General features: G+C 60.8%; 14 protein-coding genes. 5 read left to right on the top strand and 9 right to left on the bottom strand.

Annotated elements, in window-relative coordinates:
- The first annotated feature begins 66 nt into the window (after positions 1 to 66).
- Entirely contained in the window at positions 67 to 309 is a 243-nt protein-coding gene (locus IP76_RS20315) for a hypothetical protein (RefSeq protein ID WP_054160070.1), read from the top strand.
- Positions 310 to 333: 24 nt separating this feature from the next.
- On the opposite strand, the gene IP76_RS20310 is transcribed toward IP76_RS20315, so the two are convergent.
- From IP76_RS20310 to IP76_RS20290, 5 genes are all read right to left on the bottom strand, one after another.
- Positions 334 to 1,155, bottom strand: a complete 822-nt coding sequence (locus tag IP76_RS20310; RefSeq protein ID WP_054160069.1) for an ABC transporter permease — start codon at positions 1,153 to 1,155, stop codon at positions 334 to 336.
- A gap of 10 nt (positions 1,156 to 1,165) precedes the next feature.
- Positions 1,166 to 2,071 carry an ABC transporter permease subunit gene (locus IP76_RS20305; RefSeq protein ID WP_054160068.1) on the bottom strand — a complete coding sequence of 302 codons (906 nt, stop codon included), beginning with the start codon at positions 2,069 to 2,071 and terminating at the stop codon, positions 1,166 to 1,168.
- Between the two features lie 10 nt (positions 2,072 to 2,081).
- Positions 2,082 to 3,242 (bottom strand): ABC transporter ATP-binding protein, encoded by a 1,161-nt coding sequence (locus tag IP76_RS20300; RefSeq protein ID WP_054160067.1) that lies wholly within the window; start codon positions 3,240 to 3,242, stop codon positions 2,082 to 2,084.
- Between the two features lie 84 nt (positions 3,243 to 3,326).
- Positions 3,327 to 4,427: a polyamine ABC transporter substrate-binding protein gene (locus IP76_RS20295; RefSeq protein ID WP_054160066.1), complete on the bottom strand. Its 1,101-nt coding sequence runs from the start codon at positions 4,425 to 4,427 to the stop codon at positions 3,327 to 3,329.
- A gap of 136 nt (positions 4,428 to 4,563) precedes the next feature.
- Positions 4,564 to 5,991 (bottom strand): short-chain fatty acyl-CoA regulator family protein, encoded by a 1,428-nt coding sequence (locus tag IP76_RS20290; RefSeq protein ID WP_054160065.1) that lies wholly within the window; start codon positions 5,989 to 5,991, stop codon positions 4,564 to 4,566.
- Positions 5,992 to 6,218: 227 nt separating this feature from the next.
- On the opposite strand from IP76_RS20290, the gene aceA reads away from it, so the two are divergent.
- Together aceA and IP76_RS20280 are read left to right on the top strand one after the other, a co-directional pair.
- On the top strand, positions 6,219 to 7,508 hold the full coding sequence (aceA, locus tag IP76_RS20285; protein ID WP_054160064.1) for an isocitrate lyase: 1,290 nt from the start codon (positions 6,219 to 6,221) through the stop codon (positions 7,506 to 7,508).
- Between the two features lie 204 nt (positions 7,509 to 7,712).
- The gene (locus tag IP76_RS20280) at positions 7,713 to 7,961 is read left to right on the top strand and encodes a hypothetical protein (RefSeq protein WP_054150807.1); all 249 of its coding nucleotides are present in this window, start codon (positions 7,713 to 7,715) and stop codon (positions 7,959 to 7,961) included.
- 208 nt (positions 7,962 to 8,169) lie between these two features.
- Here IP76_RS20280 and IP76_RS20275 read toward each other — a convergent pair whose 3' ends face one another.
- Positions 8,170 to 9,045 carry a LysR family transcriptional regulator gene (locus IP76_RS20275; RefSeq protein WP_054160063.1) on the bottom strand — a complete coding sequence of 292 codons (876 nt, stop codon included), beginning with the start codon at positions 9,043 to 9,045 and terminating at the stop codon, positions 8,170 to 8,172.
- 87 nt (positions 9,046 to 9,132) lie between these two features.
- On the opposite strand from IP76_RS20275, the gene IP76_RS20270 reads away from it, so the two are divergent.
- Positions 9,133 to 9,402, top strand: a complete 270-nt coding sequence (locus IP76_RS20270; RefSeq protein ID WP_054160062.1) for a hypothetical protein — start codon at positions 9,133 to 9,135, stop codon at positions 9,400 to 9,402.
- Positions 9,403 to 9,412: 10 nt separating this feature from the next.
- Here IP76_RS20270 and IP76_RS20265 read toward each other — a convergent pair whose 3' ends face one another.
- The 3 genes from IP76_RS20265 to IP76_RS20260 form a co-directional block, all read right to left on the bottom strand.
- Positions 9,413 to 11,944, bottom strand: coding sequence for a HAMP domain-containing methyl-accepting chemotaxis protein (locus IP76_RS20265; RefSeq protein WP_054160061.1), 2,532 nt, complete (start codon positions 11,942 to 11,944; stop codon positions 9,413 to 9,415).
- Between the two features lie 313 nt (positions 11,945 to 12,257).
- Positions 12,258 to 12,407: a hypothetical protein gene (locus tag IP76_RS23190; RefSeq protein ID WP_156318661.1), complete on the bottom strand. Its 150-nt coding sequence runs from the start codon at positions 12,405 to 12,407 to the stop codon at positions 12,258 to 12,260.
- Positions 12,408 to 12,513: 106 nt separating this feature from the next.
- The gene (locus IP76_RS20260) at positions 12,514 to 13,695 is read right to left on the bottom strand and encodes an NAD(P)/FAD-dependent oxidoreductase (protein WP_082352641.1); all 1,182 of its coding nucleotides are present in this window, start codon (positions 13,693 to 13,695) and stop codon (positions 12,514 to 12,516) included.
- 121 nt (positions 13,696 to 13,816) lie between these two features.
- On the opposite strand from IP76_RS20260, the gene IP76_RS20255 reads away from it, so the two are divergent.
- On the top strand, positions 13,817 to 15,253 hold the full coding sequence (locus tag IP76_RS20255; RefSeq protein WP_054160059.1) for a glutamine synthetase family protein: 1,437 nt from the start codon (positions 13,817 to 13,819) through the stop codon (positions 15,251 to 15,253).
- The last annotated feature ends 11 nt before the right edge of the window (positions 15,254 to 15,264 follow it).

Below are 15,264 nucleotides of genomic sequence, written 5' to 3'. Positions count from 1 at the left end.
TTTCGAGGATGTCGGGCGCGCCATAACACGCTAATATGACAGCGAATCGGCGCGTCTGGAGGGGGAATGCAGACGTTCATTGCAGCAGTGTTGAAGATGGCGCTGGCGTCGCTCCTGGCCGGCATGTTCGTCGGTTTTTTCGGCATAACACCGCGCACCGTGCTTGAGGGAGCCGGACTGACCGCGCAAGACCTGCATGACGGTCTGGTTGCCACCTTTGCCTGGGCCGCTCCCCGTATGCTGATGGGGGCAATCATCATCCTTCCGGCCTGGTTTCTCACCTATATGCTGATGCCGCCGCGAGGCTGACCCACGCGTCCAGCATAGACGCGTTCAGGCGAGCGTGCCGCGGGCAGCCACATGCTCGTCACGCTGGCGCTGCAATTCCCGCTGCTTGGTGCCGATCGAGGCGATAATCACACCGATCGTGACGATGCCGATGAGGATGGTGCAGACTGCATTGATCTCCGGCGTCACGCCAAGGCGCACCTGCGAATAGATCTTGATCGGCAGGGTCGTCGCACCTGGGCCGGTGGCAAAGCTCGCAATGACCAGATCGTCGAGCGACAGCGTGAAAGCGAGCATCCAGCCGGAGATAACCGCAGGCAGGATGAGCGGCAGGGTGATCTTGAAGAACGTCTTCAGCGGCGGGCAGCCGAGGTCATGGGCGGCCTCCTCCAGGCTCGTGTCGAAGGTCAGGAGACGCGACTGCACGACGATCGCCACATAACACATGGTGAAGGTCGTATGAGCGATCACGACCGTCATCAGGCCGCGGTCAATGCCGACGGCGACGAAAAGCAACAGAAGCGACAGGCCGGTGATGACTTCCGGCATGACCAGCGGCGCATAGACCATGCCGGAAAACAGCAGGCGGCCGGGGAAGCGTCGATAGCGCACCAGGGTGAGTGCGGCCAGCGTGCCGAGAATGGTGCCAAGGCTGGCGCTCAACAGCCCGACCTGCAGCGTCACCCAGGCCGCGCTCATCAGCCCTTCGTTGCGCCACATCTCGCCGTACCATTTGAGCGAAAAGCCGCCCCAAACCGTGACCAGCTTCGATTCGTTGAACGAGTAAACGACGAGGATCAGGATCGGGATGTAGAGGAAGGCAAAGCCCAGGGTGAGGATAGTACCGTCGAATTTACCGGGTCTCATGATCGCCTCCTCACACTTTCTGCTGCTGGTTCTGGAAGATCGCGATGGGCACGACCAGGATCAGCAGAAGCAAGACGGCGACGGCTGAGGCGAGCGGCCAGTCACGATTGCCGAAGAACTCCGTCCACAAGGTCTTGCCGATCATCAGCGTGTTCGAACCGCCGAGCAGATCGGGAATGACAAATTCGCCGGTGATCGGAATGAAGCAGATCATCGAGCCGGCAATGACCCCGGGCAGCGAGAGCGGGAAGGTGATTTTCCAGAACGCCTTCCAGGGCGGGCAACCGAGATCGCTTGCCGCTTCAAGCAGCGTTCCGTCCATCTTTTCGAGAGCAGAATAGAGAGGAAGGACCATGAAGGGCAGATAGGAATAGACGATACCGATGAAGACGGCGATTTCGGTGCGGTAGATCTGCACCTGGTTTCCCTCATCCATGAGGCCGAGCGAGTGCAGGAGCACGGTGAGCAAACCTTCAGGCTTCAGGATGCCGATCCAGGCATAGACGCGGATCAGGAAGGAGGTCCAGAAGGGCAGGATGACCAGCATGACCAGTGTGGGCCGCACCGAGACGGAGGCCCGCGCCATGGCAAGCGCCATGGGATAGCCGATCAGAAGCAACAGCAGCGTTGAAATGGAGGCGATGCGCAGCGAGGACAGATAGGCGTTTACGTAAAGCGGGTCGTCGGTGAGAAAGAGGTAGTTCTCAAAATCCAGCTGCGACAGGAAATCGCCGATCGCCCCGAACCCTTCGAAGACCGGGGTGTAGGGCGGCATCGCGATCGCCGTGTCTGACAGCGAGATCTTCAGAATAATCAGGAAGGGCACCACAAAGAAAAGCGCCATCCACATGTAGGGGATGAGGACCACCAGCCAGCGTGCCGGGCCGGATTGCGTCGCTGCGACAGGTTCGGCCATGCGTTCCTCCTCAGCGGGTCAGGACCAGACCGGCATCCGCCGGCCAGGACAGCCAGACCATGTCACCAAAGGTGATCGGCCTGTCGACGAGACGCGATACATTGGCCTGGGCGGCCCGGAACATGCGGCCGTCATCAAGACGGACGATGAAGACCGAGAAGTCGCCGAGATAGCCGATGTCCCAGACCTCGCCATGCAGCATGTTGATTGTCGCGGTATCGGTCGCTGGCGGGGTTGTGGCAATCCGTACCTTTTCCGGCCGGATGGCGAAGGCGACGCTGTCACCCTTCACCGCTTCACAAGCCTGATCGACATGGATCTTTACACCGTCGCTGTCGATATGGACCAGTTCGGTGGTGCCATGGGCTTGCTTGCCCTCGACCTTCGCCTCGAGAATATTGATGTCGCCGATGAAATCCGCAACGTAGCGCGAGTTCGGCGCCTCGTAGATTTCGGCTGGCGTTGCCACCTGAACCAGAATGCCCTTGTCCATGACCGCGATGCGGTCGGACACGGTCATTGCCTCTTCCTGGTCATGCGTGACGATGAGGAAGGTCAGGCCAAGCTTGGTCTGGATGTCCATCAGCTCGAACTGGGTTTCCTCGCGCAGCTTGCGGTCAAGTGCGCCAAGCGGCTCATCGAGCAAGAGGACCTTGGGGCGTTTTGCGAGCGAGCGGGCAAGCGCCACGCGCTGGCGCTGGCCGCCGGACAACTGGTTGGGTTTGCGCTTGGCGAACTGTTCCAGCTTCACCAGCTTGAGCATTTCCTGAACACGGGCTTCGATGTCGCCCTTGGGCAAATTGTCCTGCTCAAGACCAAAGGCGATGTTCTTCTCAACCGTCATATGCGGGAAGAGCGCATAGGACTGGAACATCATATTGGTCGGGCGCTTGTAGGGCGGCACGCCGGAAAGGTCCTGCCCCTGCAGAAGGATGCGTCCTGAGGTCGGCTCCTCGAAGCCGGCCAGCATGCGCATCAGCGTGGTCTTGCCGCAGCCGGATGGCCCGAGCAGCGAGAAGAATTCGCGCTCATAGATATCCAGCGTCAGATTGTCGACCGCGATGAAATCGCCGAAACGCTTGGTCACGTTCTCGAAGCGGATGAAAGGCGCCGCCTCCGCATCGGTCCAAGGTGAAAATTTGCGTTTAACAGGCCCCAGTGTCTTCGCCATTCGCAGATCCAGCCGTTCTCTGACTTACCCCAAGCATGAAGAAAAACGCCGGACGCTTGAGGCGCCCGGCGTGTGTGTCGACCGTTAGCTACCGGTCTTGATGGTTGTCCAGACCCGGTTCAAGACGCGCTGTTCGCGCGGGCCATAAGGCGAGATGGTGAAGAGCTTGGACATGACATCCTCCGGCGGATAGACGCCCGGATTGTCACGCACTGCAGCGTCGAGGAGCTTCTGCGAGGCAAGGTTGCCATTGGCATACTGTACATAGTTGGATGCCTTGGCGATCACATCCGGGCGCATCAGGTAGTTGATGAATTCATGCGCTTCCGCGACATTCTTGGCATCTGCCGGGATCGCCAGGTTGTCGAACCACATGTAGGTGCCTTCCTTGGGGATCACGTATTGGATCTCGACACCGTTCTTGGCTTCTTCCGCACGCGCCTTGGCCTGGAGAATATCGCCGGACCAGCCTATGGTCACGCAGACATCACCATTGGCGAGGTCATCGATATAAGCCGAGGAATTGAATGTGCGGACGAAGGGGCGGATCTTCGAGTAGACTTCGCCGCCGGCTTCGAGGTCCGCCGTTTCCTTGCTGTCCGGATCCTTGCCAACGTAATTCATGGCGATCGCGAAGGTTTCGTCCGAGGCATCGAGGATGTTGATGCCGCAGCCTTTCAACTTTTCAGCATTCTCCGGCTTGAAGATCGCATCCCAGCTATCGACGGCGACATCGGCGCCGAGCGCTTCCTTGACCTTGGCGACATTATAACCAATGCCGGTCGTGCCCCACATGTAGTTGATGGCATATTCGTTGCCGGGATCGTATTTCGCCAGGCGTTCCGAAACCATCGGCCAGAGATTGGCCATGTTGGTCAGCTTTGACTTGTCGAGCTTCTGGAAGACGCCGGCCTGAATCTGGCGGGCGAGGAAGGGAGCTGTCGGCACGACGACATCATAACCCGAACCACCGGCCAAGAGCTTGGTCTCCAGCAGCTCGTTGGAATCGAAGACGTCATAGACGACCTTGATGCCGGTTTCCTTGGTAAAGTCAGCCAGCACGGTCTCATCGATATAGTCGGACCAATTGTAGACATGGACGACGCGTTCCTGCGCCTGGACGGCCGATGCGATGAAGATCGTGGCCAGCGCCACGGACGCTGTGCGGATGAATTGAGCCTTCATTTTTTCTCCTGTTCCAGCCAGAGAGCGGAGAGCCCCCGGAGCCATTCCCTTTGTTTTTTAAGAGACTAGAAAGGAATTGGACGGGCGACAAGCGAAATTCTTCGCAGTCGCAAAGGCTTTATTAGGAGCTTCTTCCTCACTGAAAATCGAAAGCCGAGAGCCCAGTGACCATCTCGTCGAGGCCGAGTGGTCGGGTGAGCGGTGGCTCGGCGCGGGCGAGGCAGCCAGAGCGCTCGCAGAGGCGACAGGCAGGACCGATGGCGACGGGCGGAACGCTACGGTCGGGCAAGGCGGCGGCATAGGCTACGTCGTCACGAGCAGCGGCATCACAGCCGATCAGGATGGCCGTGCGCCGGATGCGCTCGCCGAAACTGGCCTGCGGGCCCTCGAGCGTGCGTGACAGGGTGAGGAATCCTGTGCCATCTGGCATTTCGACCAACTCGACCAGAACCTGGCCAGGCTGGGCAAAGGCGGCATGGACATTGAGCTTGGGACAGCCGCCACCGAACTTCGCCTGTGGGAACCCCTGCGCTCCCGCCCGTCGGAAGCGGTTTCCGGCATTATCGATCTCCATCATGAAGAAGGGCACGCCCAAAGCACCCGGACGCTGCAGCATGGTGAGCCTGTTGGCTGCCTGCTCGAAGGAGACATTGAAGCGGGCGCGCAGCACATCGACATCATAACGCGCCCGGGTCGCAGCAGCGAGAAACGCACCATAGGGCATCATCAAGGCGTGCGCGGCGTAACGAGCAAGCTCGAAACGCCCGATACGGCGCGCCTCGCCGGAGGAGAAACCGAGGGCCTCCAGTTCCGCCTGAAGATCCTCGCCAAGCGCCAGAAGGGCCACTTCCATGGCGATCTCGCGCAGCTGGTCGAAGGGCGAGAGGCGCTCCGACAGGAAGAGGCGCATGGAATGGCGATCGTAGCGGCGGCGAAGCGACGGCATGGTCTGGACCGGCAGCGCTCGCACGACGATGCCGTGGGTCGTGCGCAGCCAGGTTTTCAACGCAACGGCGAGATCGTCGCCGGCAGCAAGTCCCAGTCCGGCGTGAAAGGTCTCTGCCGCCTCATCCAGCCGGGCGAAATAGTTCGGCCTGCGCTCGAAGGCCTCCCGGACTTCATCAATCGGTAGCCGCGCGCCCGATAGCGACGTCTCATGGCCCTCGCGGGCGAGCAGATCGGCGAGATCGGAAAGGCGCGCCGCCTGCTCGCGATAGGCGCGGTAGAGCTTGACGATACCGCTTGCGGCATTGGGGGCGGCTTCCGCCACCTCGATCAGTTCCTGATCGCCCGGCAGTTCACCGGACAGAAGCGGATCGGCGAAGACCTCGCGCAATTGGCTCGTTGAGCCACCTGCCTCACCTTGCAACTCGTCAAGATCGACCTTGTAGACGGAGGCAAGCTTGAGGAGGAGCTGGACCGTCAGCGGGCGCTGATTGCGCTCGATCAGATTGAGATAGGAGGGCGAGATGTCCAGCGCCTCGGCCATGGCCGTCTGGGTGAGGCCAAGACCGTTGCGAATGCGCCGGACCCGGGGGCCGGCAAAGATCTTGCGCTCCGCCATTTTACAGATCCTTACAAGATCGGATCGTCTGTCCGATCCGAAAGAATTTACAGTCTTTACAAATTTACAGTGCTCGACTGTCAAAGACAAGACAGCATAACCTCTTTCATCTCCCTGATTTACCGAATTTTCTGGTGAATTTTGCAGTGCGATGTAAATCTCGTCACATCAAAGCCGGTGAGCACAGAGGTTTTCATCGGGCACTGACTGAGACAGGGAGAGTAGATATGACTGATTTTGACAACCTCGTTCCGAACGCACCAAAGGGCCGCTTCGACGGCATCGAGCGCCCCTATACGGCAGCGGACGTCCAGCGCCTGCGCGGCTCGGTGCAGATCCGGCACACGCTGGCCGAAATGGGTGCGAACCGGCTGTGGCAGCTGATCAACGAGGAAGATTTCGTCAACGCACTCGGCGCGCTCTCCGGCAACCAGGCCATGCAGATGGTCCGCGCGGGTCTGAAGGCCATCTATCTCTCCGGCTGGCAGGTTGCGGCCGACGCTAACACCGCCTCATCCATGTATCCGGACCAGTCGCTTTATCCGGCGAATGCCGCACCGGAACTGGCCAAGCGCATCAACCGCACGCTGCAGCGGGCCGACCAGATCGAGACGCAGGAAGGCAAGGGCCTTTCCGTCGACACCTGGTTCGCACCGATCGTTGCCGATGCGGAAGCCGGTTTCGGTGGACCGCTGAACGCCTTCGAGATCATGAAGTCCTTCATCGAGGCAGGTGCTGCGGGCGTTCACTTCGAAGACCAGCTGGCTTCTGAAAAGAAGTGCGGCCATCTGGGCGGCAAGGTTCTGATCCCGACGGCGGCCCACATCCGCAACCTGACGGCCGCGCGTTTGGCCGCCGATATCATGGGTGTGCCGACGCTGATCATTGCTCGTACCGATGCAGAAGCTGCAAAGCTGCTCACATCCGACATCGACGAGCGTGACCAGCCCTTCGTTGACTATGATGCCGGCCGCACCGCGGAAGGCTTCTACCAGATCAAGAACGGCATCGAGCCCTGCATCGCCCGCGCCATCGCCTATGCCCCGCATTGTGACATGATCTGGATGGAGACCGGCAAGCCGGATCTCGAACAGGCGCGCAAGTTTGCCGAAGCCGTGCACAAGGTCCATCCGGGCAAGAAGCTCGCCTATAACTGCTCGCCTTCCTTCAACTGGAAGAAGCATCTAGACGACGCGACGATTGCCAAGTTCCAGCGGGAACTGGGTGCCATGGGCTACAAGTTCCAGTTCATCACGCTCGCCGGCTTCCACCAGCTGAACTACGGCATGTTCGAACTGGCCCGCGGCTACAAGGATCGCCAGATGGCAGCCTATTCGGAGCTGCAGGAGGCGGAATTCGCAGCCGAGGTCAACGGTTACACGGCGACTAAGCATCAGCGCGAAGTCGGCACGGGCTACTTCGACGCCGTCTCGCTTGCCATCACTGCCGGCCAGTCCTCGACGACGGCGATGAAGGAATCGACCGAAACCGAACAGTTCCGCCCGGCCGCGGAGTGAAGAAAACGCCCCTCCCCAACCCCTCCCCACAAGGGGGATGGGCCGGAGACCGCGGTGATCGATCTGCCCCAAGCTGACTTGGCGCCAGATGTAGGCAAGACCGATGCCACGGGTTAAGCACGCCCCCTTGCGGGGAGGGTTGGGAGGGGCCTTAGACCAAGCATAGCGACTTCAAAAACCCCTGACACCAAGAGGAGAAATGCCATGACACCCCAGACCCGAGTCAAGGAACGCGCAGAAGAGCAATCCTCAGCGATGAGCACCGATCAGCAGGCGATGATCCGCATGCTGGCCAACGATCTGCACCGCCTCAACCATTCGATCATGAAGGCCGTCGATGCCGGCGTCTCGGTCGAACTCGTGCGCTCCGCCCGCCATCATGGTGGTGACGGCAACTGGGGTGACCTCCTGATCCCCGTCATCGTGACCCAGGGCAACCACCAGGCCGCGTGAGGCACGAAAAGGCAACCGCCCGGCCCCGACCTCCGGACCGGTTCCCGCACAATGGCCGCCTCGGGGGAGGAGTTGGTTGTTGTGCGGGTTTTTCGTTAGTGACGTCGAGCGCGCCGCACTCTTTCCGTTTCGCTTGTCGCGCTTCGGCTCTTTGAATTTGATCATATCCTTGCCCCTGAACCGGCACCACCCTTTCGGGAGACGTGCTTTAGCCACTCGTGCTCGGGCGCTTTCCGGCAAGGATATCCCGACGGGATTTCAGCAGTTTCGCGAGCCGGTCAACCACGGTGCGTATGTCCTTCCGGTGCCGATCGTCATTGTTCATGACGATCCACTGGCGATGCCGCAGCGGCGCAATTTCGTCGCCCACCCGCTCAAGGGTTGGATCGAGATCGCCGACGAAACAAGGAAGCACCGCAGTCCCCGCCCCTGCCTGAACAAGATCCCGGAGGGACCGGGGCCTGTTGACCGTCGTCACGATGCGATCAGCGACATTGTCATGCGGCCAGCGCAGATAGGCCGAGACTGCGTCTTCAGGATCAACGGCGAGCCACGGGTCGCGACCGGTCCAGTCGCGGTTGCGGGCCCGGTAGGCGGCATAGGCAACTTCGCCCGCTGGCAGCGCCGCCAGGTTCGCCTCCTCCGGCTCGAAGGCACGCATGGCGATATCGCTTTCGCGGTGGGATAGCCGCGCTCGCTGCTCAGCCACATGCAAATCGATGCGGAAATCGTCGCGCTCGGTGCGGAGCGCCTGGATGTCTTGGCAGACGAGCCAGGCAATCCAGGTGCCAAGGCTGATGCGAACCAGCGACTGCCCGGACGCGCCGCGTCGCCACTCATCAACCTTGCGGCTGCCCGCTTCCAGTTCCGCCAGATAGTCCAGCAGGCGGGCACCATCTCCCGTCAAGCGATAACCCGTCTGGCTGCGTAGGAAGAGCTCGCGTCCGAGATCCTGTTCGAGCTCGACCATGCGGCGGCCGAGCGTCGCGGGGCTCAGACCTGTGATTTCCGCTGCTGCCGTCAGGCCGCCTTGGCGCGCGACGGCAAGGAAGAGCTGATAGGCATCCCAGGATACATCTTTCATAAATGAAAGACGTATCGCATTCCTGGTCGTTTCTCCATACAAAAATGAAGGATAGATCAGACGACGGCATCACACAGGAGATCCGTCATGCAAGACAGCTACGCGATTATCGCCATCATCTCGCTGCAACAGGCTTTCCCCCGGAACCAGAGGATGAGCGAAGACGAATTTTATCGGCAACATGCCTCGAGCGGCGTGCTGGAATTCTGGCGGCGCGTGAAAACACGCATCTTCAACGCGCGGACCCGCAAGACCCAGTCTGCGGCACCATTGACTATGCCAAAGCCGCTATCGGTTGGCCATGTCACGAATGAAGAGACCCGATGCACAGCACCGGGTCTCGCAGCATGTCATTGAAGCTCAATCGTCAGGCGGCACGACCAAGGTTGCCCTGCCCCTGACGGTCCGCCTCGATACGGAATTGTTGCAGCAGGTCGCGCAGTTCGTCCGTCTGGGCCGAGAGGTCCTGAGTGGCGGCGGTCGCTTCCTCGACCATGGCAGCGTTCTGTTGGGTCATCTGGTCCATGCGGTTGACCGCACCATTGACCTCCTGAAGGGCGCCGGACTGATCGCGGCTGGTTGCGGCGATCATCTCGACATGTTGGCTGATCGTGGCGATCTGCGCGCCGATCCGTGAGAGGACTTCGCCCGTCTGCTGGACATGGGTGGAGCCACTCGCCACTTCGCCCGCCGAGCGGTTGATCAGCGCCTTGATCTCCTTGGCGGCACTGGCGGAGCGCTGAGCAAGTTCACGCACCTCCTGGGCAACGACGGCGAAACCCTTGCCAGCTTCGCCCGCACGGGCTGCTTCCACCCCGGCATTCAGCGCCAGCAAATTGGTCTGGAAGGCGATTTCGTCGATCACACCGATGATATTCGAGATCTGCCGCGACGCATCCTCGATCCGGCCCATCGCAGAGATGGCGCTACCAACGACGATAGCCGATTCCTCGGCATTCTTGCGCGCTTCGCGGACCACGCCATTGACCTGGTCGGCGCGCTCGGATGACGAGCGCACGGCGGCGGTGATTTCATCCACGGCAGCGGCCGTCTCCTCGAGCGAGGCGGCCTGCTGTTCGGTGCGCCTGGCGAGATCGAGCGCCGAATGCGCCATCTGTCGACCATTGTTCTGGATCTGGTCGACATTGCCGGAGATCTTGTGCATCGTCTGGCGCAGGCGCGAGAGCGACAGATTGAAGTCTGTCCGCAGACGTTCCAGACGCCCGTGGAAACGCTCCTCAATTTCGAAGGAGATATCGCCGACGGCCAAGCGCTCCAGTGCCTGTGCCAACTGGCTGACGGCATGGTCGATTTCGCGGTCGAGAGCCTGTTTGTCCGCATCATTGCGCAGACGTTCGGCTTCGGCTTCCATCTGTTCGCGCTGACGCTCGGCTTCAATATCGATCTTGGCTCGGGCATTGGTTTTGAACACGGACAGCGCACGCGCCATGGCGCCGATTTCGTCACCACGCTTGTCACCCGCAATGCCGGCTTCCAGATCGCCTTCGGCGAGGCGCTGCATGGTAGCTGTGATCCGGGCGATCGGACGTTGGAGGGTCATCACCAGCGCAATGCCGCCGATCACGGCGAGAAGAACGCCAGCAATGGTGGTGCCGATCGACAGGCGGTTCGCCTCTTGGCGCTCGGTTCCCGCCACATCCTTCTGCAGGTCGGCAAAGGCGGTGAGCGAAGCCCATACTGCGTCCATGCTGCGGCTTGCCTCTGCAAAGCTTGCACTGCGCTCGGCCCCTGTCTCGATCAGGCGCTGCGTATCGGCCGCCAGCGAAGCAAGAAGCGGCGTCACGGCGCTGGAAAGGCTTTCGTAAAAGGCCTTGTCGGCGATGCTGCCGCCGAGCACGGCGAGATTGTCACCGATCAGCTTGATCTGTCGCAGCACCGGCTCGCGAGCCTTTTCGTCCTTGGCGCTGAGGAAGGCGGTTGCCATGATGCGCAGGTCGTAGACGTCGGAGACGAGGGTGCGGCTGCCGATCTGAACATCGGCGGCTTGGACGGCTGCAGTCTCGACGGCTGCGAAACGTTCGGCAGACAGGGCATATTTTTCGCGTGCGCCATCGCGCAGGGTCGCTTCGAAGCTGCGGAAACGGCCAACGACTGCGCCGGTGGACGCGCTGGATTCGAGGCTGGTGTCACCGGTTGCAATGATCGCTTTCAGGTCGGCAACCGCTGCCTGGAATGATTTGACCATGTCCTTGTGCTGCGCCGGCAGGGCATTGGCGACCTTGCGCTGGGTCTTGACGAGCTCCGCCACCTGCTTTTCGAGATAGGGCAGTTGCGCCTCCGGCAGGCCTTCGGCGAAGTATCCTTTGACGAACTGCGCCAGTTGGGTCGCCCCGGCCGACAGTCTTTCCGCTTCGCGGAGCGCCGCCTTCGCATCGTTTTCACCGGCAAGCACGGCGCGCTCGAGCTTCAGCGCCTCGTCAGTCACACGAATTTGCTGGGCCATCAGACCTTTAAGATGTTCCTGGATCGTGGCGATCAACGCCAATTCAGATTGATGCAGCTGCCACAGCGCATCGATCTTCAGATTGACCGCGCCCGTTCCGGCGATGGATTCTTCCAGAAAATTGCGGCCTGCGCCATCCGCCCCGATCTCCGACATGTTCTCCTTCAGGATGCTTTCCTGGGCGGACAGGCCGGCGGTGACGGCATTGCGGGTTTCCTCAGACGTCTCGCCAAGGAACCGGGTCATCTGGGCTGTGACATCGCGAAAGCCGTTCAGCGAGCGCATCGTGCCATTGGAGATTTCCATGCGCTGCTGCAGCAGGCCGGAGGCATAAAGCCCCATGAAGCCCACGGCAGAGATCGAGAGGACGAATGGCAATACAAAGGCCATGACCTTGGTCGAAATTGAAAATCGCGACAGAAATTGATCGAACATGCTTCCCCCAAAGCAGGAGCCCACAGCTCCGTAAAAATTCGAGCGCACGGACATTCACCCCTCCTGGCGAGATATCCACTCGATCCGCTAGGGTTGCCGCAAATTCGTCAAGGCCAAGTTAAAGCGCGCGGGCTTGATCAACCAAGGAGGGAAGATTGCAGATCGCTCACGACATCATCAGCGAAGACCAGTCCACCTGTCCTGCGCTGAGTGCGCAAAACAGGACCGGCGCACGTCACGCCGCAGGCACTGGAGGGTGCGTTCAGAACCAATGTCCGGCAGGGGAGCATGGAGTGTTCGGGGGGTGGGTGCCTCAGACGAGGACGGTTGCCGCGAGAATGGCGGTCGCCACGGTTGCGAACAGGCAGGTGATCGACAGGTAACGGATCCGGCTGCGCAATTCGGCCTCGTCACGCGTGATGGCAATCGCGATGGCGCGGGGCTTGCGGTTCTGATTGGTCATCGGCGCGCTCCTTGCTGGCACAGTGGCATCGACAGATGATGACGTCGGCATGTTAACAAGTTCTGAAACTAACCGCTGAAGCTTGTGCGAAGCAAGCATATTCCGTTCAGACGCTTTCACCCGCCGCATGTCCGGAGGCCCAGGCCCACTGAAAATTATAGCCGCCAAGCCAGCCGGTCACATCGACGCACTCGCCGATGAAGTACAGGCCCGGCACGGTCTTCGCCTGCATGCTGCGGCTATCGAGCCCGTCGGTATCGACGCCACCCAGTGTCACTTCCGCCGTGCGATAGCCTTCCGAACCCGCAGGCTTGATCGGCCAGCGGCGCAGACGCTCGGCGAGCGCCACCAAAGCCTTGTCCGGAAGGTCGGCAAGCGGCCTCTCCAGTTTGGCCGTGTCGGCAAGATATTGGGCCAGCCGCTTGGGCAGGTGCTGGGCGAGAACCGTCTGCACCTGCTGACGGCCATTCTCGCGCTTTGCCGACTTCAAGCTCTCGACGAAATCGACCTCGGGCTCCAACGAGAGAAGGATTTCGTCGCCCTCGTGCCAGAAACTGGAGATCTGCAGGATCGACGGCCCCGACAGACCACGGTGGGTGAACAGCAGCGCCTCGCGGAAATGCGTCTTTCCGCGCGACACATCGGCCTCGACGGCAACGCCCGAAAGTTCGGAGAGTTCGGCGAGAAGATTGGGCTCCAGCGTCAGCGGCACGAGGGCTGGGCGCGTCTCGGTCAGCGAGAGCCCGAACTGCTCGGCAATGCGATAGGCAAAGCCTGTGGCGCCCATCTTCGGGATCGACTTGCCACCGCAGGCGACGACAAGGCTTTTGGCGGCAACATCGCCCTGGCCAGTCGCCAGTCGGAAGCCATCCAGTGTCTTTTCGACGGTTGAGATCTCGCAGGACAGGCGCAGTTCGACGTTCACGGCGCGCATCTCGTCCAGCAGCATGCGGACAATATCCTTCGCACTGTCGTCGCAGAAGAGCTGTCCCAGCGTCTTTTCGTGCCAGCCGATCTTGTGACGGTCAACCATGGCGATGAAATCCGCCGGCGTATAGCGGGCGAGCGCCGACTTGGCGAAATGCGGATTGTTCGACAGGTAGTTCTTCGGTCCGGCATGGATATTGGTGAAATTACAGCGCCCGCCGCCGGAAATGCGGATCTTCTCGCCGGGTGACTTCGCATGATCGATCACGACGACCGAAAGCCCTCGCCGCCCTGCGGTCAGGGCTGCCATCATGCCGGCGGCACCGGCACCGATGATCGCGACGTCATACTTGCTGGCCATGGTCGAACTCCCGACAATCTGCCGCCTGTCTCGGCAAACTCGCCATCAAAGTCAACGTGTCCCCCTCGCCAAAGGCCAAAGTCCGGTTATGATGATAGCCATCAACAACACCTGGTGAGACATGCCTGCGAAGAAATCCATGCCGAGATCCAAGAACGCGCCCTCCAAGAAGGCGGTGATTCCGCCGGATCCGGGATCGAAGCGCGGCGTCTCGAACTGGAAGGAAGCGGCAAGCTGGCTGCGAGCCCGCGGCATCGAGGACATCGAATGCATCACGCCGGACCTGGCCGGCGTTCCGCGCGGCAAAATGATGCCGTCGTCGAAGTTCACCTCCAACACTTCGCTCGCCCTACCTTCGGCCCTCTATCGCCATACGATTTCGGGTGAGTATCCGGATGAGACCGAGAATTTCCGATATGAGCCGCGTGACAGCGACCTCAAACTCGTGCCCGATCTCTCGACGCTTTCGGTTGTACCGTGGGAAACCGACCCGACGGCGCAGGTGATCTGCGACATCGTCAATGTCGATGGCCAGAACGTCTCCTATACGCCGCGCAACGTCTTGAAAAACGTGCTTCGGCTCTATGAGGAAAAGGGCTGGAAGCCGATCGTGGCGCCGGAAATCGAGTTCTATCTCGTGGCGGTAAACGATGATCCCGACTACCCGCTGCATCCGCCGAAGGGTCGGTCCGGCCGGTCGATCGTCGGTGGCCAGGGCTATTCGATTGCCGGCATCAACGAATTCGACGAGTTGATCGACGACATCTACCATTTCTCTGAAAATCAGGGCCTCGAAATCGACACGCTGATCCATGAAGAGGGGCCGGCGCAGCTCGAAATCAACCTGCGCCACGGCAATCCGATCGAGCTTGCCGACCAGGTCTTCATGTTCAAGCGCACGATCCGAGAAGCTGCCCTCAAGCACGGCATCTATGCGACCTTCATGGCCAAGCCCATGCAGGGACAGCCGGGCTCGGCCATGCATATCCACCAATCGGTGGTCGATATCCAGACGGGCAAGAACGTGTTTTCGAAGCCCGACGGCACGGCCTCGCCGGAATTCTTCCACTTCATCGGCGGCATGCAGAAATATGTGCCGAAGGCGCTTGCGATGCTGGCGCCCTACGTCAACTCCTATCGTCGCCTCACCCCCGACATGGCGGCCCCCGTCAACAATGCCTGGGGCTATGACAACCGCACCACCGCCTTCCGCGTGCCGGTGTCGGATGCCGCCGCAAGGCGCGTGGAAAACCGTCTGCCGAGTTCGGATGCCAATCCTTATCTTGCGCTCGCAGCCTCGCTTGCCTGCGGCTATCTCGGCATCGTCAAGGAAATCGAGCCGACGGCCCCGGCAGAGGGGTCGGAGAACGAAGGGTCGATCGACTTGCCGCGTGGCCTTCTGGAAGCGGTGGCGCTGATGGAGAACGAGCCTGATTTCGAAGAGGTGTTCGGCCGCGAGTTCCTTGGGCTCTATGCCGGCGTCAAGCGCGGCGAGTTCGAAACCTTCATGCAGGTGATCAGCCCCTGGGAACGCGAATTCCTGTTGCTCAACGTTTGACGGAGGGCACG

Source organism: Rhizobium sp. AAP43 (assembly GCF_001296045.1).
Lineage (GTDB): Bacteria > Pseudomonadota > Alphaproteobacteria > Rhizobiales > Rhizobiaceae > Allorhizobium.
Note: the sequence above shows the minus strand (reverse complement) of the source record. Positions and strands in the feature narration are given on the sequence as shown.